Annotated in this window: 15 protein-coding genes; 9 read left to right on the top strand and 6 right to left on the bottom strand. The window is 71.6% G+C overall.

The window, feature by feature from the left end:
• The 3 genes from IDM29_RS02585 to IDM29_RS02575 form a co-directional block, all read right to left on the bottom strand.
• Nucleotides 1-1,184, bottom strand: a 1,184-nt coding sequence (locus IDM29_RS02585) for an alpha/beta fold hydrolase (RefSeq protein ID WP_188037178.1), incomplete at its 3' end; no start/stop codon positions are given.
• The gene (locus IDM29_RS02580; RefSeq protein WP_188037177.1) at nt 1,181-2,203 is read right to left on the bottom strand and encodes a 3-oxoacyl-ACP synthase III; all 1,023 of its coding nucleotides are present in this window, start codon (nt 2,201-2,203) and stop codon (nt 1,181-1,183) included. The genes IDM29_RS02580 and IDM29_RS02585, both read right to left, overlap by 4 nt.
• A gap of 175 nt (nt 2,204-2,378) precedes the next feature.
• Entirely contained in the window at nt 2,379-4,523 is a 2,145-nt protein-coding gene (locus IDM29_RS02575) for a DEAD/DEAH box helicase (protein WP_182113149.1), read from the bottom strand.
• 489 nt (nt 4,524-5,012) lie between these two features.
• On the opposite strand from IDM29_RS02575, the gene IDM29_RS02570 reads away from it, so the two are divergent.
• Nucleotides 5,013-5,753, top strand: coding sequence for a DinB family protein (locus IDM29_RS02570; protein ID WP_188037176.1), 741 nt, complete (start codon nt 5,013-5,015; stop codon nt 5,751-5,753).
• Here the strand turns inward: IDM29_RS02570 and IDM29_RS02565 are convergent.
• Nucleotides 5,714-6,610 (bottom strand): arginase family protein, encoded by an 897-nt coding sequence (locus IDM29_RS02565; protein ID WP_188037175.1) that lies wholly within the window; start codon nt 6,608-6,610, stop codon nt 5,714-5,716. The genes IDM29_RS02570 and IDM29_RS02565 overlap by 40 nt on opposite strands.
• A 66-nt stretch (nt 6,611-6,676) precedes the next feature.
• Between IDM29_RS02565 and IDM29_RS02560 the strand changes: the two genes are divergently transcribed.
• Nucleotides 6,677-7,552, top strand: a complete 876-nt coding sequence (locus tag IDM29_RS02560; RefSeq protein WP_188037174.1) for a bifunctional 2-polyprenyl-6-hydroxyphenol methylase/3-demethylubiquinol 3-O-methyltransferase UbiG — start codon at nt 6,677-6,679, stop codon at nt 7,550-7,552.
• Between the two features lie 48 nt (nt 7,553-7,600).
• The gene (locus IDM29_RS02555; protein WP_188037173.1) at nt 7,601-7,897 is read left to right on the top strand and encodes a hypothetical protein; all 297 of its coding nucleotides are present in this window, start codon (nt 7,601-7,603) and stop codon (nt 7,895-7,897) included.
• A gap of 294 nt (nt 7,898-8,191) precedes the next feature.
• Here the strand turns inward: IDM29_RS02555 and IDM29_RS02550 are convergent, their stop codons facing one another.
• A complete protein-coding gene (locus IDM29_RS02550) occupies nt 8,192-8,821 on the bottom strand; it encodes a suppressor of fused domain protein (RefSeq protein ID WP_255499812.1) in 630 nt (209 codons plus the stop codon).
• Nucleotides 8,822-9,259: 438 nt separating this feature from the next.
• On the opposite strand from IDM29_RS02550, the gene IDM29_RS02545 reads away from it, so the two are divergent.
• Together IDM29_RS02545 and IDM29_RS02540 are read left to right on the top strand one after the other, a co-directional pair.
• A complete protein-coding gene (locus tag IDM29_RS02545; protein ID WP_188037171.1) occupies nt 9,260-11,686 on the top strand; it encodes an ABC transporter permease in 2,427 nt (808 codons plus the stop codon).
• A gap of 11 nt (nt 11,687-11,697) precedes the next feature.
• A complete protein-coding gene (locus IDM29_RS02540) occupies nt 11,698-12,468 on the top strand; it encodes an ABC transporter ATP-binding protein (protein WP_188037170.1) in 771 nt (256 codons plus the stop codon).
• 558 nt (nt 12,469-13,026) lie between these two features.
• Here the strand turns inward: IDM29_RS02540 and IDM29_RS02535 are convergent.
• The gene (locus tag IDM29_RS02535) at nt 13,027-14,073 is read right to left on the bottom strand and encodes a hypothetical protein (protein WP_188037169.1); all 1,047 of its coding nucleotides are present in this window, start codon (nt 14,071-14,073) and stop codon (nt 13,027-13,029) included.
• A gap of 270 nt (nt 14,074-14,343) precedes the next feature.
• On the opposite strand from IDM29_RS02535, the gene IDM29_RS02530 reads away from it, so the two are divergent.
• From IDM29_RS02530 to mobF, 4 genes are all read left to right on the top strand, one after another.
• On the top strand, nt 14,344-15,093 hold the full coding sequence (locus tag IDM29_RS02530) for a TIGR04255 family protein (RefSeq protein WP_188037168.1): 750 nt from the start codon (nt 14,344-14,346) through the stop codon (nt 15,091-15,093).
• A gap of 249 nt (nt 15,094-15,342) precedes the next feature.
• Complete coding sequence (locus tag IDM29_RS02525; protein ID WP_223147877.1) at nt 15,343-15,756, top strand: hypothetical protein; 414 nt, start codon at nt 15,343-15,345, stop codon at nt 15,754-15,756.
• Between the two features lie 666 nt (nt 15,757-16,422).
• Entirely contained in the window at nt 16,423-16,617 is a 195-nt protein-coding gene (locus IDM29_RS02520; RefSeq protein WP_188037166.1) for a hypothetical protein, read from the top strand.
• 659 nt (nt 16,618-17,276) lie between these two features.
• A complete protein-coding gene (gene mobF, locus IDM29_RS02515) occupies nt 17,277-20,168 on the top strand; it encodes a MobF family relaxase (RefSeq protein ID WP_188037165.1) in 2,892 nt (963 codons plus the stop codon).
• Nucleotides 20,169-20,171 lie beyond the last annotated feature (3 nt).

Genomic DNA, 20,171 nt, shown 5'->3' with positions numbered 1-20,171 from the left:
ACGGCGGCCAGCCCGGCGGCGAGCTCGCGCACGCGCCGGGCGAGCAGCGACCAGCTGACCACGCGCGGGCCGCCCCCGCCGGGCGGCGCCATGTCGACCAGGGCCGTCTCGCCGCTGTGCCGCTGCTCGTCGAGGTGGTGCCAGAGCGGGCGGTAGGGCTGGGTCGGCGGGTCGGTCGGCGACGCGACGGCCGACGCACCCGCACCCGCACCCGCACCCGCACCCGCACCCGAGAGCCAGTCGAGCACCGCGCCCGCGTAGTCGACGTCCTCGGCGACCAGGTGCCCGGCGCCCTCGTAGCGGTGCACGTCCGCGTGGGGCAGCCGGTCGACGAGGTCCTCGAGGTACTGGTCGCCGAACACCGGGTCGCCCGGGCCCCACAGCAGCAGGGCCGGGACGCGGAGCCCGCGCACGCCGTCGGCGATGCGGTCGACCTCCGCCGCGCTCGGGTGCGTGGCGTCCACGGGGATGTCGGCGACGAACCCGCCGATCCCGCCGCGGCGGCCCGCACCGCGGTAGGGGGCGCGGTACGCCTCGCGGACCGCCGCCGCCAGGCGGGGGCGTGCCAGCGCGAGGGTGGTCTCGAGGAACGCGGGCGTGGCCACGGTCGCCGGCCCCAGGACCCGCGGGCGCAGCGCGAGGCGCAGGGGCGCCGGGACGGGCAGGTGCTCGGGCTGGTGCACCGCGGTGTTGAGCAGGACCACGCCCGCGAGCAGGTCAGGGTGGTCCACGGCCCACCCGAGGCTGATCGCCCCGCCCCAGTCGTGGCCGACCGTGACCACGGGCCCCGCCAGGGCGAGCGCCGCCGTCAGGTCGCCGAGGTCCGCCGCGCGCTGCCGCACGTCACGGCGCTGCCCGGTGCGCTCCGACCAGCCCATCTCGAGCTGGTCGACGGCGACCACGCGCCACGCGTCGCCGCCGGCCGCGGCCCGGGCGGTGGCCTGGGTGAGGAGGCGACGCCACAGGTAGGACCACGTGGGGTTGCCGTGCACGCACAGCAGGGTGCCCACCGGCGCGGCGCCGAGGCGGGCGAGGTGGCCGGCGTTGTCGAGCAGGTGCCAGGTGCGCCCGTCCGGCCCGGCCGTGACCAGGCGCGAGAGGGACGGGTCGAGGCCGTCGAGCCCGTGCGGGGGCAGGCAGGCGGGCGCCGTCGAGCGGGCCGAGCCCGGGAGCGGGCTCGTCACCAGGCGATCTCCGTCATGGCCGTGTTGATGCCCGAGCCGACGCCCATGAGGAGCACGCGGTCGCCGGGGCCCAGCGACGGCGCCTCGTGCGCGAGCGTCATGGGGATGGAGGCGGGGCCGACGTTGCCGAACCTCGGGTAGGTCAGCGGGACGCGCGAGCGGTCGAGCTTGGCCGCCTTGACGATCGCGTCGGTGTGCACGTCCGAGACCTGGTGGAGGATGTAGCGGTCCATCGCGGACCAGCTCCAGTCGGCCCTGGCCTCCTTCCACGCAGCCATGACCAGCTCCAGCCCGCCGGTCAGCAGGGCCTTGGCGTCGGTGACCATCCCGTTCACGCCGCCCACGCACAGCTCGTTGAACTGGGTGGCCGCGCGCGTGACCCCGCCGAGGACCCGGTGGCCCGCGGGATGGGCGTCCGCCCGGCCGAGCACCGCGGCGACGGCCCCGGAGCCGAGGGTCAGCGTCGGGAACTCGCGCAGGAAGTCCCGGCGGGTCACGTCGGGGCCGTTGAGCCGGTCGATCGTCACGTCCTGGATCTCGTCGGCGTCCTCCCCGTCGACGACGACGGCGTACTGGATCTGCCCGGCGTCGATGAGCTGGGAGGCGAGCGTCATGCCGCTGACGAAGCCCAGGCAGGCGTTGGCGAGGTCGAAGTTCACGGCCGACGGCGGCATGCCGAGCCCGTGGTGGATCCGGACCGCGACCGAGGGCTCGAGGTGCTTGCGCGTGACGGAGGTGTTGATGACCATCCCGACGTCGCTGCGGTCCACGCCCGCCTCGGCGAGCGCCTTCTCGCCGGCGGCGACGGCGGCGGCGTCGAAGGTCTGCCCGGAACCCCAGTTCCGGCGCTCGTGGACGCCGGCGACGCGCTCCAGGAGGCCGGTGGGCAGCCGCAGCCGCTCCAGCGCGGGAGCGAGCCGGCGGTCGATGTCCGCGGAGGTGGTGACGCGCTCCGCCGTCGTCGTCGCCAGGGACAGCAGCGCCGCGTTGCGGTGCACGGACGTCGCGTTGCCCTTCACACCACACTCCCCTCGTGAGGCGCCCCGGGCCGTGCCCCGTCAGTGTGATCGTGCACCTCCCCGGCGGGACGTGCCTCTTGAGCGCAACGGCCCTGGGCGCCGAGAGGTTCCGCCACCGGCGGACGAACGGGGACGGCGCCGTCGTGACGAGCCGGCGCCACGACGGCGCGTCCCGTCAGCCCACGCCCTCCGCGGCCAGCGCGTCGGTGAGCAGCGAGACCAGCGCCTCGAGCTGCACGTCGGTCGACGACGCGTCGCTCTCCCCCGCCCCGTCCAGCGCGCGCGCGGCCAGGCCCGACTTGCTGTCGATCAGCTCGGCGATCTTGGCGTCGATGGTCTGCGCGGCGATGATCCGCCACGCCGTGACCGGCTCGGACTGGCCGATGCGGTGGATGCGGTCGATGGCCTGGGTCTGCTCGGCGTCGGTCCACGACAGCTCGGCCAGCACCAGGTTGGAGGCGACCTGGAGGTTCAGCCCCACGCCGGCGGCCATGAGCGAGCACACGGCGATCTGCACGTCGGGCTCGTCCGTGAAGGCGGCGATGTTCTTCTCGCGCACCTTGGCGCTCTGGTCGCCGCGGATCGAGGCGTAGCGGATGCCGCGGTCGGCGAAGGTCTGCTCGGCCTGGTCCATGACGTCGACGTGCTTGGCGAAGAACACGACCTTGCCCACGTTGCGGGCCAGCTGCGCGGCGTAGTCGGCCGCGAGCCCGGCCTTGGCCTGGCCGATCCGCCGCACCATCGTGAAGACGTTCTCGCCCTTGGCCTTCGAGCTCGAGTCCTTGAGCTCCGACGCCGCCACGCGGCGCACCAGCCGCAGGTCGAGGCCGTCCACGAGCTCCTCGTCCGGGCGCATCTGGCGCGCGGTCTTGTACTGCTCGACCATCCGGCGCGCGAGCGCCTGCTCCGACGCGCGGATGGAGCGGCCGACGGCGCCGTCGAGCTCGACCGGCAGGTCGGCCACCCGGCGCGCGGGGATGTCGGCGACGACGTCGACCTTGCGGCGGCGCACGATGCCCATCTTGATCACGTTCTCGCGCGCGGAGGCGTAGAAGCCGGGGTCGGCCGGCGTCAGCCCGGTCTCCTCGAGCGCGGTCATCAGCGCGCCGATGGGCTTCTCGTCGTCGATCCAGCCGAGGAACTGCCAGATCGCGCGGAAGTCCTCGATGTCGTTGATCAGCGGCGTACCGGTCAGCGCCATGAGCAGCGGCCGCGCGGTCCGCTCCCGGATCCGCTCCGAGAGCGCGAGCACGTTCTGCGAGCGCTGGGACGACTTGTTCTTGATGAAGTGCGCCTCGTCGACGACCATGCCGCGGAAGCCCAGGTCACCGAGCCAGCCCACGTGCCGGTCGAGGATCTCGTAGTTGACGATGACGACGTCGGCGAACGCGTCGACGTCCTCGCCGTCGCCGTGCAGCACCGTGGCGCGGCGGTGCGGCGTCCACATCCCCACCTCGTGCGCCCAGTTCGTCTTGACGACGTTGGGGACCACGACCAGCAGCGGGAAGGCGTCGGCGGCCTGCGCGGCGAGGAGCGCCTGCGCGGTCTTGCCGAGGCCGGGCTCGTCGGCGAGCAGGAAGGTGCGGTGCCCGCGGGCCGCCGCGGCGACGACCTGCGCCTGGTGCGGCATGAGCTCGCGGCCGAGCGGCGCGGACACCAGGCGGCCGTCGGGCAGCGGCATGCACGCCGGGGCGCCCGTGGCCGCGTACTCGAAGGAGCGGAAGAGCGGCTCCAGCAGCTCCCACCCGGCCAGGCGGCGGGCACGGGCGGCGCTGCGCTCGGCGGCGGCCTCGAAGTCGGGGGCGAGGAAGGGGTTCGCGAGCTGGCGCGAGATCACCGAGCGCGGCACCACGCGCTTCTCGGAACCGGGCGCCGGCGCGGGCGCCGGTTCGGGCTCGGGCTCCTCGGGCGGCTCCATGCCGGCGTCGCGCATCATGCTCGCCTTGAGCGCGCGGGCCGTGTCGGAGACGCGGGCGTCGTCGGCCAGGAGGCCGAGCAGGGACGTGTCGCGGGCGGCGATCTTCGCCAGGATCGTCGCGACGCCGTCGAGCCGCTTGAGCTCCTGGGTGCGCTTGGCGGCGGACAGCTCCTCGTCGGCCATGACCCGCGCCCGCTCCTCGCGGACCAGCAGCGCGACGACCTGGAACTTCACCCGAACGGCGGGACGCGTGGGCGGCTGGCGCACGGCGTTGTCCACCTCGCGGGCGACGTCGGCGAGCACGGGGATGAGCCCCTGCTCGTCGCGGCGCGGGGACCGGCGACGCTGGGTGCCGGCATCGGCGCGCCCACCACCGGATCGACGGCGGCCTTGTCCTGCCACGAACTCCTCCTTCGACGCACGCGCTGCGGTCGCGCGGCGCACCGCGCCGCAGCCGCCCGAACCGCGCGGGCACAGGCCCGCGCTCGAGTCGCTGACCACCGAGGCGCCGCGGTGGGCGCCGGGTCAGGGCGGAACGATCCCGGCTCCGCCGACCAGTGGTCGGTGCAGGCGCCGAGAGCGATCCGGCGCCGAGCGGGCACCTGCGTCCGCCTCCCCGCGGGCGTGCGCACGTGCCGAGGTTCAGTCAACCACCAACTGCGCCGTGGTCGGAACCGGAGCCGACGTCGGCCGAGGTCAGGAGTCCCTTCCCAGCTGTGCCCTGCGACGGCGGTCACGCCGTCCTGCGACCAGATCCCGACGCCGTCCTCGCCCCCCGGCAGCGCCGTGACCCAGCAGTGCACGTGGTCCACGGTGCGCTCGGCGCCGTCGCCGCGGCTCGACACCGGAGCGGTCCGTCCGGGGGGTTGCCCACGGGTGCATCCTGGGGCGATGACGACATACTCCCGCACGAAGGAGTTCGAGGGCGCGACCTTCCTCCAGGCGAGCTTCAAGGGCGCCACGCTCCGGTTCGCCGACCTCAGCGGCGTGACGATGCGCGGTGTCGACGTGGACGGGCTCGACATCGACAGCCACGACCTGTGGTTCGGCAGCCTCATCGTCAACGGCGTCGACGTGGTGCCGCTCGTGGACGCCGAGCTCAACCGGCAGTTCCCGGGCCGCGAGCTGCAGAAGTCGACGACGCCCGAGGGGCTGCGCGAGGGCTGGGCCGCCGTGCAGGCGGCGTGGCGGACGACGGTCGAGGGCACGCCGCCGGAGCTCCGGGACGCCCACGTCGAGGACGAGTGGTCCCTCGCCGAGACCCTGCGGCACCTCGTCCTGGCGACCGACGCCTGGCTGCGCGGCGGGATCCTGCGGATGCCGCAGCCGTTCCACGAGATCGGCGTGATCTTCTCCGGTGCCGCCGAGATGGGCTACGACGTGTCCGTCTTCCGCACGGACCTGCCGACCTACGAGGAGATCCTGGCGGTGCGCGCCGAGCGTCAGCAGATGGTGACCGACGCCCTGGCCGAGGCCACGCCCGAGCTGGTCGCGGAGGAGCGCGACAACCCGTGGGGCCCGGGCGACGACTGGCACCCCACCGTCGGCGACTGCTTCCGCGTGATCCTCGAGGAGGAGTGGGCGCACCTGCGCTACATCCGCCGGGACCTCGCGCTGCTGGGCGCCGCCTGACCGAGCGTCCCGAGCAGCTCGATGAGCGCGAGCCCGGTGTCGCGCATGCGGTCCCCGACGTCGCGGCTCGGGTCCCACGAGGCGATGGTCGCCGAGGCGAGCGGCAGCCGTTCGACGGCCGCAGTGACCGTGTCGCGGACCTCGTCGGGGGTCAGGCCGCCGGGCACCGCGTAGGAGTTGGCGGGCGCGACCGAGGGGTCGTGGACGTCGAGGTCGACGTGGATGTGCACGGCGTCGGCGTGGGCGGCGACCCGGTCGAGCACCTCACCGGTGTGGCCGGCGCGGATGTCGGCGACGCTGAGCCACGTCAGGCCGGACGAGTCGATGAGGTCGCGCTCGGCGGGGTCGAGGTCGTGCCCGCCGACGAGGACGGCGCGCTCGTCGGGCAGGGGCTCGTGGCCGGGGACGGTCCCGGCGAGCGCCTGCCAGCACCGGCCGCCCATCATCGCGAAGCCCATGCCGTCGAAGAACCCGCTCGCCGACGTCGCCGGGCTCTGCAGGTCGCCGTGGGCGTCGAACCACAGGACGGCCACGCGCCGCTCGGGTGCCCGCAGCCGCAGGCCCGCGACGACGCCGAGGGTGACCCCGCAGTTGCCGGCCAGCACCACGGGCAGGTGCTCGGGGTGCGCGGCGACGTCCTCGGCGACGCGCCGCATGACCTCCGTCCCCGTGGCCGCCTCGATGCTGAAGCCGTCGGGGATGTCGAGCTCCAGGCGGGCGTGGTCGACGACGGCGCCCGTGCCGGTCAGCCGTCGCGCCGCGCCGGCGGCGACGAGGGCGGTCGGGCCGGCGCCGTGGCGTGCGGCGAGGTGGCCGGAGTCGTAGGGAACCTCGAGCAGGCGGACGCGCTGGGGCATGGCGGCCATCATCCACGCGGCCCCCCGCGGGGCCCAGGCCTTTCTCGCGCTGCTAGCGTCCGGCGCGTGCCTTCCGACGAGTACCTGGACCTCAACCGCACCAACTGGGACAGCCGGGCGTCGGTGCACGCGCGGGCCTACGACATCGACGGGTTGCTGGCCGACCCGCAGCGCCTGTCGAGCGTGGTGAGCTTCGACCTCCCGCGGCTGGGCGACGTCGACGGCCTCGACATCGTGCACCTGCAGTGCCACATCGGCACCGACACCCTGAGCCTCGCCCGCCTGGGCGCGCGGGTCACCGGCGTCGACCTCTCGGGCACCTCGCTCGACGAGGCGCGGACGCTGGCGGCGCGCGCCGGGGCGGACATCGAGTACGTGCGGTCCGACGTGTACGCCGCACCTGACGCGCTCGGCGGCCGGACGTTCGACGTCGTCTACACCGGCATCGGCGCGATCTGCTGGCTGCCGAGCATCAGCCGCTGGGCGCAGACCGTCGCGGCCCTGCTGCGCCCGGGTGGCCGGCTCTTCCTCCGCGACGGGCACCCCGTGATGCTGGCGGCGCTCGCCATGGCGGTCGGCGCGGAGCACGAGGACCGCGCGCAGCAGCCGTGGATCACCGGGCCCGGCGGGCTGACGCCCGCGCTCGAGCTGCCCTACTTCGAGCAGGCCGAGCCGCTCGTCTGGGAGGACGAGTACAGCTACGCCGGGAGCGAGAAGGTCGCGCAGCCGCGGTCGATGGAGTGGAACCACGGGCTCGGCGAGATCGTCACCGCCGTGCTGGACGCGGGCCTCGAGCTGACGTCGCTGACCGAGCACGACAGCGCACCGTGGGACGCGCTGCCGGGGCTGATGGTGCTGGACGAGGCGGTGGGCGAGTACCGGCTGCGGGAGCGTCCGGAGCGGCTGCCGGCGACGTTCACGCTGACCGCCCGGCGGCGGTAACCGTAGGCGCGGCGGGCGGCGCTCCGCGCCATCCTCGCTCCCCACGTCGTGAGGACCGAACCTGAGTTCGACTTCGCCGAGCTGGGCTTCGAGGACGGCACGGCGGACCTCTACGGCATCCGCGACCCGGGAACCGGGTTCATGGTCAACCACGTGGGCGGCGAGCGCGCTTGGGACCTGCTGGCGCGGGTGCTGGAGGCGGGCAGCATGACGCTGCTGCCCATGGGGGAACCGGCGATCGTCTGGAGCGAAGCAGTACGCGCGCACCTGCCCGACGACTTCATCGCCAGGGCGGTCATCGTGTCGTCCGGCGCGGACCTCCGGCGCGCGATCGCTGAGGCGTGAGCCCAGCGGCGATCTCGGAGACGTGGAGAGTCAGCCTGACCGGCGCCCCGGCGCCCCGTCGGCCCGCGACGTCCAGGCGATCGGCCAGCCGGTCCCACAGGGCCACGCGGTTCGCCACAGGCCGGTGAGGTCGTCGTGATGCGCCCGGTGACGGAGCCCGTGGGTCGAGCACAGCGGCAGAAGGATCTGCGGGGTGTCGAGAGGCGCGCTCGCTTCCGATCCTTGGGCGCGACCACACCGAGACGATCGTCCGCGGTGCACCAGGTGACGCGGAGTACGCCGTCGCGGAGGCCCTCAGCCGCCGACGACGGTGACCATCAGCGGGTCGGCCTGACCCAGGCGCTCGAGCACCCGTGCCGAGCCCCGCTCCTGCGCGAGGCCGAGGCTCTCCGCGTCGACCGCGACGAACTGGAGGAAGCGAAGGCGGCCGTTAGCCGTGTCGATCTCACCCAGCTCAGGGTCGCTCGCCAGCAGGATGCCTGTCAGGTGAGTGTCGGGACCGTCGGTGTGCGGGTAGCCGGTGACCGGACTGCCGATCGTCAGGCGGCTGCCTTCCTCGAGCAGGACCCCCGAATCAGAGGCCCACTTCGCCAGGCGCTGCAGGACCGTGAACGGCCATCCCGGAGCCTGGGCCTCGGAGGCCAGGTCGCGAACACGCCAGGTCAGCTCGTACCCCCAGCCGCTGAGGCCGTCGTTCTCGCCCTCGTTCTCGTCGAAGAGGTTGCTCAGCCCGTACGTCACGTAGTGCCAGTGGTCGTCAGCCCGGTAGGCGCTACAGCCCTGGAGGACGGAGCCGAACGCACGGCCAGGGATGTAGCCGACGTGACGCGGAGGCTGGTCGCCGTACAGGCGCTCACACGCCGCGTCGATGGCGCCCCACCCCGCGGCCGTGGGCTCGGCGGTCGCGGGGAGCGACGGAGCCATCTCCGCCTCAGTGCCGTCTCGCCGGCCGCGCCACCACGACATCGCCATTCCCCCCGCGCTCCCCGCGGAGCGCCTCGCGGGCCAGACTGCCACGTCGCTCCGCGCGTGCCAGCCGCCTCGCGCGTGTCAAACAAAGTTCCTGGGCACGACACCTCGTCCTGGATGCGCCCGCCATCGGGGGAATGCCCGGATAGCACGGTCGTCTCGCCGATCTGCCGCTCACTGACCGCGAGCGAGCGGCCGGTGAGCCGTCCCGTGACGGCGCCCACGGTCAGACGCGCAGGAGCGAGCGGGCCGAGCCGCTCAGGGGAACCGACCCTCGGCATCAGGGTCCGCGCGCACCAAGACCAGGGTCGGATCAGGGATCCGCACCATTCCCACCGGTCAGCATCCTGGACAGGGTGGAGCCGTCCGGATGTCGTCGTCGCAGGTGCAGGGATGCGGAGCGCCACAGTGGAGAACGAGGAGCGGCTCCACCTCCGGTTCGCGGCCAACGACCTGATCAAGAACAAGGGCGTCAGCGCGGCGCTGCTCGTCATCCTGATGCTGAGCGCCTTCCTCATGGCCACCGGGTCGATGGTCATCGAGCGGCTGGCCGGGTCCATCTCTCAGCTGTCCGAGCACGGGAAGCCCCCGGACTTCCTGCAGATGCACCTGGGGGACTACGACGAGGCCGCGCTGGAGCAGTTCGCGGCGGACCACGACGCGGAGATCGACGCCTGGCTCATCGAGGAGATGCTCGGGCACGACAGCGCCTCCCTGTCCTGGACCCGCCCGGACACCGGCGAGAGCGGCGACCTGGCCGCCAGCCGGATCGACAACCTCTTCGTCACCCAGAACGAGGAGTTCGACTTCCTGGTCGACGAGACCGGCGGCGTCGTCCAACCCGCGGCCGGTGAGGTGTACGTCCCCGTCCTCTACGAGCAGCAGCACGGCCTGCGTGCCGGGGACGTCCTCGCGATCCGCACCGCCTCCGGGACGCACGAGCTCGAGGTGCAGGGGACGGTGAAGGACGCCCAGATGGCCGCCTCGCTCTCACCGTCGTCCCGGTTCCTGATCCACCGGGAGGACTTCGAGGTGCTGAGGCGGGCCGGCGGCGCCACGCCGGAGATCATCGTGGAGTACCGGCTGACGGCCGGCGGTTCAGCGAACGCGATGCAGACCGCGTACGAGGGCGCGGGGGGCCTGCCGACCAACGGCCAGGCGATCACCGGCCAGCAGGTGCAGATCATCAGCATGATCAGCGACGGCCTCGTCGCCGTCGCGCTGGTGTTCGTCAGCCTGGTCCTGGTCGCGATCGCGCTCCTCAACCTGCGCTTCGTCATCCGGGCAACGCTGGAGGACCAGGTCCGCGAGATCGGCGCGATGAAGGCGATCGGCATCCCCAGCCGCACGATCGCCGGGCTCCACCTGACGAAGTACCGCATCCTGACGCTGGTCGCGTGCGTCGTGGGCGGCTTGCTTGCGGTCGTCGCGGCGGACGCGCTGACGCAGGGCATCCAGACGAGCTTCGCGACGGCGCCCGTGGGCGTCTGGACGCTCCTGGTGCCGCTGATCGCACTCGCCACCGTCTACGTGATCGTCCTCGGGATCTGCCGCAGCGTCCTCGGGGCGGTCAAGCGGATCGAGGTCGTCGACGCCCTCGTCCACGGCAGCACCCTCGACGAGAGGCAGGCGGTCCGCCGGGCGAAGCGGCAGGCGCGCTGGGTGCGGCGGACGGGACTGTCGTCGTCGGGTGCCGGCATCAACCGGCACCTGGCCCTGCTCGACCTGCGGGCGGAGGCCAGGGCGTGGGTGCTGGTGCCGATCGTGTTCTTCCTGACCGCGGTGCTCATCGCCCTCCCGGCGAACCTGGTCAGCACGTTCGAGAGCCCTCGGTTCGTCACCTACCTCGGTGCGCCGGAGCGTGACCTGCGCGCCGATGTGCGGTTCCAGGACGACGTCGACGGCGTGAAGGACCGGCTGGTCGCCGCGATGGCGGCCGACGACCGGCTCACCGACGTGCAGACCTACGCCTACGTCGACTACAGCGCCGACACCGAGGACGGGCGGGCCAGACTGCGCGTCGAGGTCGGGGACCACCCCGACGAGGGCGGGCTCCGGTTCGGCGAGGGCGGCCCGCCGCGGGACGGTCAGATCGCGCTGTCGGTCCTCAACGCGGACAAGTACCAGGTGGGCGTCGGGGACGATCTGAGCATCCGCGACCCCGCCGGGGACGCGACCACGGTGCGGGTCAGCGGGATCTACCAGGGCATCACCGACGGCGGGCTGAGCGCCACGATGCCCGGCGAGGTGAGCGAGGGCGCCTCGGCCTACGTGGTCTATGCCGACGTGGCCGACGACGGGGCGGATCCGAGCGCGATCGCCGACGAGTACGACGAGCGGTTCCCGAGCGCCGGTGTGAAGCCGACGCAGGAGTACGTGGCGGAGGTCCTGGGGGTCCTGATCGGCTCGCTGCGCGGGGCCGCCTGGATCGCGCTGGCGTTCGGGCTCGGGGTCGCGGTGCTGATCACGAGCCTGTTCCTCAAGCTCAGGCTCACGCGCGACCGCTCCACGATGGGGGTGCTGACCGCGATCGGGTTCTCCGCGCGCGAGATCGTGTGGCAGGTACGGACCAAGACGCTGCTCCTGGTGGCCGCCGGGACGGTGCTGGGCCTCATGTTCGCGGCCACCGCAGGGCAGTCGCTGGCGAGCACCGCGCTGGGCGCCCTCCAGCTCGGGATCACCGACCTGACGTTCATCCCGAACCCGTGGCTGGTGTACGTGCTGTACCCGCTGCTGCTGCTCGGGGCGGGGTACCTCGGCGTCGCCCTGCTCACGGCCGGGATCGCGCGCACCGACAAGAGCCAGTGGCTACGAGGATGAGAGGGCAGCTCATGAGTCAGGCACCGGTGACCCTGGAGTCACAGGCACTGAGCAAGACGTACTACTCCACCGACCCGCCCACCGAGGTGCTGCGCGGCATCGACCTGACGGTCCGGACGGGCGAGTTCCTCGTCATCATGGGCGCCTCCGGCTCCGGCAAGTCCACGCTGCTCTACAGCGTCAGCGGCATGGACCGGCCCACCAGCGGGAACGTGGTGCTCGAGGGGCGCGAGCTGACCTCGCTGAGCGACGCCGAGATGAGCACGGTCCGCCTGACGCGCATGGGCTTCGTCTTCCAGCAGCCGCACTTCCTGAGCAACCTCGACGTGCGGGACAACATCCTGCTGCCCGCCCTCAAGGCGGCGCCCCGGGGCGGTCGGCACGCCGCCGTCACGCGGGTGGACGCGCTGATGGCGCGGTTCGGGATCGCGCACCTCAAGGATCACGGCATCACCCAGGTGTCCGGCGGCCAGCTGCAGCGGGCGTCGATCTGCCGGGCGTTGGCGGGCGAGCCGGCGGTGCTGTTCGCGGACGAGCCCACCGGCGCGCTGAACAGCACCATGTCGACGGAGGTGATGGACGCCCTCACGGACGTACATCGGGACGGGACCACGATCGTCATGGTCACCCACGACCCCGGCTGCGCCGCCCGCGGCGACCGCGTCATCTACCTCCGGGACGGCGTACTGGTGGACTCGGCCGAGCTGGGCCCGTGGCAGGAGGATGAGGCGCAGCGGCGCGAGGACGAGCTCCTGGTCTGGCTCAGAAAGCTGGGGTTCTAGCCCGCCGCCGGGCCATCAGGTGGAACGTGACGAGGACGACCACCCGTCCGGCCCTGCGGTCGAGCGTGGTGAGGCACGGCATCTAGAGGCCGCGGGGGTGGGCGTCCTAACCTGTCACCGACGCGACACCCAGCGCCGCCGTGAAAGCGTGACAGCCCGGACCGCGGCCTGCATGACCGCGTGGACGATGCCGGCACCGAGCCCCCGGACCGCGGCGCCGCCGCGGCCCGTGCATTGTCCATCCACCTGGCCGCCGCGGCGCTGGCTACGTCTGACTCGGACCGCGACCAGATGAGCGCACCGACACCCGCTTTAGGAGTTCGATCTTGGACTGCGGGCAACGCGCTGACCTGCGGAACTACATGCGGGTAGTTCATGTGGTGACACCGTTCTGAAGGGCATGCTGACCACTCACTGACCACGCCCATTCGTTCCCTCCGCCGAGCGCCGGATGGCTGCAGCGGCACGATCCGAGCCCACTTCGCATCACTGCACCGCGTCGAGGTCGCCACCGCCGTGGACTGCTGAGGGCCTCACCACAGGTAACGGAGACACACGCTAGAAGTAGACCGACGCCAGTTGGGAGCCCCAGTTGTTGAACTGACACACCGCTAGCAGGCTCCAGTCGTGCGAGCCGGTGGCGTCGGCCGGGATGTTGAACACCGCGACGCCCAAGATGTGCACTGGTGCCTCGTAGGAGTCGACTGGGACTTGGAAGACCAGGTCGGCCGCGGCATCGGGGCCGTTGTACGTCGAGCCACCATCGCCGATCTCTGTACCGCCGCCGATGGTCGCGCCCGGAGTAAGCACGTCCGGCTGGTCCCACTTCGATGAGAAGCCTGTGTACATACCTACGGACGCGACGCCGCGCTCGTCGTAGTTCACGTTAGGAGGGACGGCCCAAAGGTGCTGCCCTTCGATCACGACGGGAACCGGCCGGTCACCAGCCGACAACGTCCCGGCCCGCGGCGCCCACCGCCGGGCGACGTCGTCCCCAGCGATGATCAGTCGTATGCGGCTGGGGCTCGCGGTAGAGACGTTGACGTCGTCGCTCGAGGTGTTCTCCATTCCCAGGCGAACCTTGACTTGGCGCTGCGTGTCGACGTACTCACCAAGGTCGTTGATGACGTCTCCGAAACACCAGTACACAACCCAGATCGTGATCGCCTCGGGGCTCGCACTTCCCCCTGGCGTCGGGCACGAAGTATGCGGCACCGGAACGGTGGCAAGAGACGGCGTTGGCGGGGCGCTCGATGGTGAGGGTGAAGGCTCGCCCGACGGAGGCGGCGACGTCGCTGGCGCGCTCGCTTCGTGTGCCGGGGCTGGCGGGTCCACGCCATCAGCGATCGGTGTAGGGGCGAAAGCCAGGCCGACGCCGGCTAGGACGGCGAGAGCGGCGACCAGTCGCCCGATCGGCACCAGGCGGTGCTCCACCCAATGGAGCACGTACAGCACGGCGAATGCCAGCAAGACGAGCGCGACGACCGGCAGCCTCCGGTTAGCTGGCGCCGCATCCGCTGTCATGACGGCCAGCCCGGCGGCCGGAACGCCGTAGGCGAAGGGCAGCCAACGATCGATGGGGGTACCGCTGACCCGTCGGCCCATGCCCGAAGAGTACAGACCCACCCGCTCCGTTAACCGCCCCCGCCCCCAGCGAGACCTCCAGCTGAACCTGAACGGCTGACTCCAAGCCAGGCCCGACACATCCGCGCTCCCCGAGCGCGACTCGCACGTGGCCGCTCCGTCCCTCGGATGTGATCGCCGCGGCCCCCAGCTCGTCGCCAAGCCTCGGGACAGGACCCCCGACACGCTCAAGGTTTACCCATCGGCCGCCGAAGTGTGTTGAACTGGTGTCTACAACCACAAGGGAGCCGCATGGACCTTCCGCGGTACGAGAGCGAGCATCTCGCCAACAGCCCTCTTGTCCTCGTCGCAGCGCAGATCAACTTCGAGGAGATCGGTCGCGGGGTGAGTCACGGGCAAGCCCGTCAGCTCCAACGAAGCCTGGGCTCGGCCTGGACACACCTAGAGTCGGCGCCACTTCGGGTCACCACGATGACGCCGAACGGGCCAGTCAGCGATGCCCCCCGTGATGCCTACCGTCTCTCTACGGCGGATGGTGACACCTCGGCGCTGCTGAACCCCGACGCGGTCACGATCGAGACGCGGAGGTACCCAGGCTGGAATGAGATGCGGTCAGTCGTTCAGGCCTTCGCCGAAGCGATTTCGTCCGTCTACGATCCTGCAACAGAAGTGCGGCTGGGCCTTCGCTACGTGGACCAGATCCCGCTCCCCGACGGTGCTGAGTGGCAGGGCCTGATTCCGGACTCGCTCCTTGGGATTGCTCAAGACGAGCGATTGAGCACTGGCGTGCTCGCCTCGGACCAACGTATCCTGCTTCAGCTCGACGACCAGACCCGAGCAGTGATGCGCCATGGCCTGTTGGCGGACGGCGATGGCAACTTTGGCAAGGTCTACCTCCTGGACTTTGACGTCTATCGAGAAGGCCCTCGCGCCTACGACGTCGCGTCTCTGATGGAGGCCGCTGACAGGTTGCATTCATTTGGAGGGCAGCTCTTCCGCACCTCCATCACTGACGAGCTCCACAGTCTGTTGAAGGGCTGAGTCATGCCGTCCCACACGTTTCTTGCGACCTATCCCGCGCCCGAGCCGCTTTCGGCGGCGTCGCGCGCTACGGCGGTGAACTGGCGCCTCCCGGATACCTACTCTGTCCTCGACGACATAGACGCCGTTCTAGCGGGGAACTGTATGCCGACTTTGAACCCGCTGGAACGAGCACGGGCACGCCGCACACGCCTCCTGCAGGAGCCAGCGCCACTTGATGTTCCTGCGTTCACAGCCCCAAAGCCGAAGGTGAGCGCCTCGAGCCGGAGCGAGCATCTCGACAGTTGTGTGGCAATGCTCCAGGACTGGCTTGGCATTGGCCTCGGCGACGTTTGCGTGGCCGCTGGCATTAACCGCGGGACGGTGTACGCCTGGCGATCCCGCGGCAGCGAGCCGCGTCCCGCGACCGTCAGCGGTGTCCTGGGTCTGCATGGTCTCGTCTCTTCCGCGGTGAACGCTGTGGGCGAACACGCGGCACGCGAGTGGTTCCACCGTGGCGACCCCTCGCCGATCCAGCGGCTCATCGATGCCCATGGGGAGCCCGTCACAGCCTCGGCTGTCGCCAAGGAGTTGCGGCGCACGGTCATGCGTGTCGCGATTCCCGCACCGGATCCGCTGCTCGGTGCGACCCTCGACGACGTGCCTGCTCGTCCGCTGGTGTGACGGGTCGGCCGCGTGCATATCAGTTCTCTTCCCTGGGATGACAGGACGTACGAGTCGCTGGATCGTTGGCGCCAAGGTCACATCTTGGACGGCGTTCCCCTGGTAGCACTCGCGAGTGCGCATTTAAGTCGCCTTTGGGCTGAGGGGCACGGGGTCGTGGCCTCGGTGGCGGACGTCCCGATTCTTGCGAGCGATCCCGCAACGACCCTTCATGCGATGGTTGTCTCGCAAGGATGCGAACTCGTTAAGCCCGCCTTCCCCTTCGCGACCCTCGCACCCGCTTACGAGGCGTCGCGGATCTTTACATCGGCACAACAGGAGTCCGCTCGGGCCGGCCTCACGTGGCACCTCGTTCCACTGGAGCCCGAGTGGGCGGTCGAGGGCGAATTTTGGGTGGCTGACCTCCGACTCGAAATAGCCGTGGATAAGAGCATCCTCCTTGGATCCACACCACTCGAAGGCCTCGCCAACGAAGTGGCCTACGCCAAGCTGAGCGAGCGCCTCGCTGCCGTTCGTTCACGTCCGGCCGTGCCACAGCCAACCCTCGACCACGTTATCCGGCCCCTAACGGAGCACCTCGCTCGACGGTCCGCTGCGGGCGCATCGCCGCTTCGCGGAGTACGTGAGGTGCGAGCACTCTCTGACCACCCACTCGATCCAAGCACGGTGACCCTGTTCGTCCTGGTTGACGACATAGGCGGGGCGGACACCGATGAGTGGGCGCAAGCTCAGGCTGCTGTGCATGCCGCCGCCGCGAAGGCGGGCATCACTCTTGCCGGGCTCGAAATCACATCCCTTTGGGACCTAAGTGCCGCCGACTACCTCACCAGCCAGGCGATTGGTGACCCGACCTCATCCTGACCTGGTCGCCTCTCTGGTCAGGTCGCGGCGAGTGCAGCAACTCGTCACGCCACGCCGTGCGGCAGTGGACTCGCTGCGGAACGCAATCAGCTCGCAACTGAAACCCTGCCCGCGGCGGAGAGCATCGCAGGGATGCAAGAAGAGTCGCGGGTCCGTCATCGCTGCACGTCAGTGGCGGGGCGGCATCAGGTCATCAGGGGCCGCCACGGCCTGCTCTTCACCGGCACCCGTCCGCTGGCGTCCCTCGCGCTCGGGCGACCGACCCTGCCTGGGCTGCGCGCCGGTGACATGGGGGGTCACGCGTACAGATCCCAGTGATCCTCGTCGTGTCGGCACTCGCTAGGCCGCTGGGGACGGCCGGGACAGTACGGGCACTCCGGATCTCCGCAGACGCCGCTCAGCCAGTGGTCGCAAGACGCGCATAGATCGCCATCGTGTGCGTCGCAGTAGAGCAAGGCGCTCCCACCGCACACTTCGCACGCGCGACCCACGGCCTGAAAGTAGCGCGCAGGCGCCCACACGCGGGCCGGGCCCCACGTTGGTCGTCCCGCAGGCACACCTCTCCGTGAACGCGGTCGCGGCGGCAGGTGCGCATCTTCTCCCCTGCTGCCGCACACCTGGAGGTAGCGACGGTGTCGCGAGGGGAGGTGGTGCCGGTGATGTCGATGCACAAGCTGACGGCCGGGGACGGGTACGCGTACCTGACCCGGCACGTCGCTGCCGGTGACGTCGGCCTGGATGCGGGCGCCTCCCTGACCGCGTACTACGAGCGGACCGGCAACCCGGCTGGCCGCTGGTACGGCGAGGGCCTCGGCGGCCTCGGTGACGCGGAGCGGCGGCTTCGGGCCGGTGATGTGGTCACCGAGGCTGCGATGACAGCGGTGTTCCGCGATGGCACCGACCCGCTCACCGATGACGCGCTCGGCCGGCCCTTTGGCTCCTTCGATGACGGGAAGCGTCACGCGATCGTCGGGTTCGACCTGACGTTCACCGCCCCGAAGTCCGTCTCCGTTTTCTGGGCGCTGGCCGATGACGCGGCCCGCGTCCTCGTCTATGACGCGCACCGGGCGGCGCTGGCGTCATCGCTGGAGTTCGTCGAGCAGCGCGTCATCCGCACGCGCATCGGCGACGCGGGCCGTCATCAGGTCCGCACCCGCGGCATGGTCGCCGCGGCGTTCGACCACTGGGATACCCGGGCCGGGGACCCGAACCTGCACACCCACGTCGTCATCGCCAACAAGGTCCAAGGCCCCGACGGCGCCTGGCGGAGCCTGGACGGGCGGACCGTGCACGCCGCGGTCGTCACCGTGTCCGAGCTGTGTGACGCGCTGCTGGCGGACGAGCTGGCGCGGCGGCTGCCGGTGGAGTGGTCGATGCGTGACCGCGGCCCGCGGCGGAACCCGGCGTTCGAGGTCGACGGGATCGGCGACGACCTGCTGGCGCACTTCTCGACCCGGGCCGAGGCGATCCACTGCGCCGAGCAGGAATGGCTCACCCAGTTCGAGACCAAGCACGGCCGCGCGCCGACTCGGGTGGAGACGACGCGGGCGCGCCAGCACCTGACCCGTGCCACGCGGCCGCCGAAGACCATCCGACCGCTCGCGGACCTGCTGGTGGACTGGGCGAACCGTGCCCACGCGCTGACCGCGCTCGAGCCGCGCGACCTCGCGGCTCGCGCACTGGCCGGCGCCTACAGGCGGGCGCTGCACGGGCACGACGTCGGACCCGAGGTGCGGGCGGCGATGGTCGCCCAGGTGCTCGATGACGTCTCGAGCCGGCGATCGGTATGGACGACGTGGAATCTCGGCGCCGCCGCAGTCCGCTCCTCGAAGCTCCTGCCGATGGCCTCACCCGCCGAGCGACGCGCGCTGCTGAACGCGATCACCAGCGACGCCGCCGGGGTGTGCGTGCACCTAGACGACAACCGCGACCCGATGACGCGGCGGGTCGGGGAGTCACTGTTCACCTCGACCGAGCTGCTCGGCGCGGAGAAGGTGCTCATCGACGCCGCCGAGACCACCGGCGCACCGCACCGGCCGGCGGAGATGCTCGGGCAGCCGGCGCTGCGCACCGAGCACCACCTCGGCTCCCTCGCCCCCGATCAGCGCACGGCCGCCGAGGCCGTCATCACCTCCGGCCACCTTCTCGACGTGCTGGTCGGGCCGGCCGGGTCGGGCAAGACCACCACCCTCGCCGCGCTCACCTCCTTCTGGGGACACGGGATCGGATCGGTCGTCGGGCTGGCGCCGTCAGCCACCGCAGCTCGGGCGCTCGCGGAGTCGCTCGGGGTGCCGTGCGAGACGACGGCGAAGTGGCTGCACGAGTCCACCGGCGACGGCGCCACCACCCGGGCGCTCCGCTACGCCGACGCTCTCGCCCGCAAGGCCAGCCGCGACTACCGGGAGCAGCGGGCGGCCAACGAGGAGCACTGGCGGCTGCGCGCCGAGCAGGACCAGTGGCGGTTCGCGACGGGACACCTTGTCATCGTCGACGAGGCCTCCCTCGCCGACACCCGCACGCTCGCCGCGATCGTGGAGCAGGCACAGGCGGCGACGGCGAAGGTGCTGCTGGTCGGGGACCACCTGCAGCGCGGGTCCGTCGACGTCGGCGGCGCATTCGGCATGCTCGCCCGCCGCGGCCCAACCGCCGAACTCACCAGCCTGTGGCGCTTCAACCAGCCGTGGGAGGCTCGGGCCAGCCTCGAGCTGCGCCGCGCCCACCCCGCAGCCCTCGACGCCTACGAAGCCCACGGCGCCATCACCGCCGGCGACCACGACGCGATGCTCGACGCCGCCACCGACGCCGTCACCACCGCCAGCGAGCACGGCCGGGTCGCGGTGCTGCAGGCGGTCGACAACCGGACCGTCCGCGAACTCAACGCCCGCATCCGCGCCGACCGCATCACCCCCGGGATTGTCGCTCCCACCGGCGTCGCCCTGCATGACGGGCTGACGGCCGGCGTCGGCGACCGGATCGTCACCCGACGCAACCACCGGCGCCTTGCCACCGTCGACGGGTTCGTGCGCAACGGCGCACTGTGGGACGTCACCGCCGTCCTGCCGGACGGGTCCCTCCGGGTTCGACCCGCCAGCCACCCCGACGCGGCCACCGTTCGCCTGCCCGCGGACTACGTCGCCGAGCACGTCGAACTCGGCTACGCCACCACCATCGCCCGCACCCAGGGCATGACCGTCGACGAGACCCACACCATCGCCACCCCCGGCATGGGCCGCGAAGACCTCTACGTCGCGATGAGCCGCGGCCGCCACACCAACCGGACCTACGTCGTCGTCGACCAACCCAACCCGGAGTGCCTGCCCGGCCAGGCGCCGTCGTCAGGCCGCGAGGTGCACGAGCAAATCCTCGCGACCAGCCACGCTGAGCCCAGCGCCACCGAGACCTGGGACACCTACCACCCTGGCCGGGCCGCGCCCATCGTGCCGCCCGCGCGTCCACAGCAACCGTGGAACCCCTGGCCTCCACAGCCTGCGCCGCACCCGTTGACCGCGCCGCCGCCGTCGTCCGCTGATGGACCGGTGCTCGGTCGCTGACCA

Source organism: Actinotalea sp. JY-7885 (assembly GCF_014525465.1).
GTDB lineage: Bacteria > Actinomycetota > Actinomycetes > Actinomycetales > Cellulomonadaceae > Actinotalea.
The sequence above is the reverse complement of the archived record's forward strand: the minus strand, read 5'-3'. Positions and strand labels throughout refer to the sequence as shown.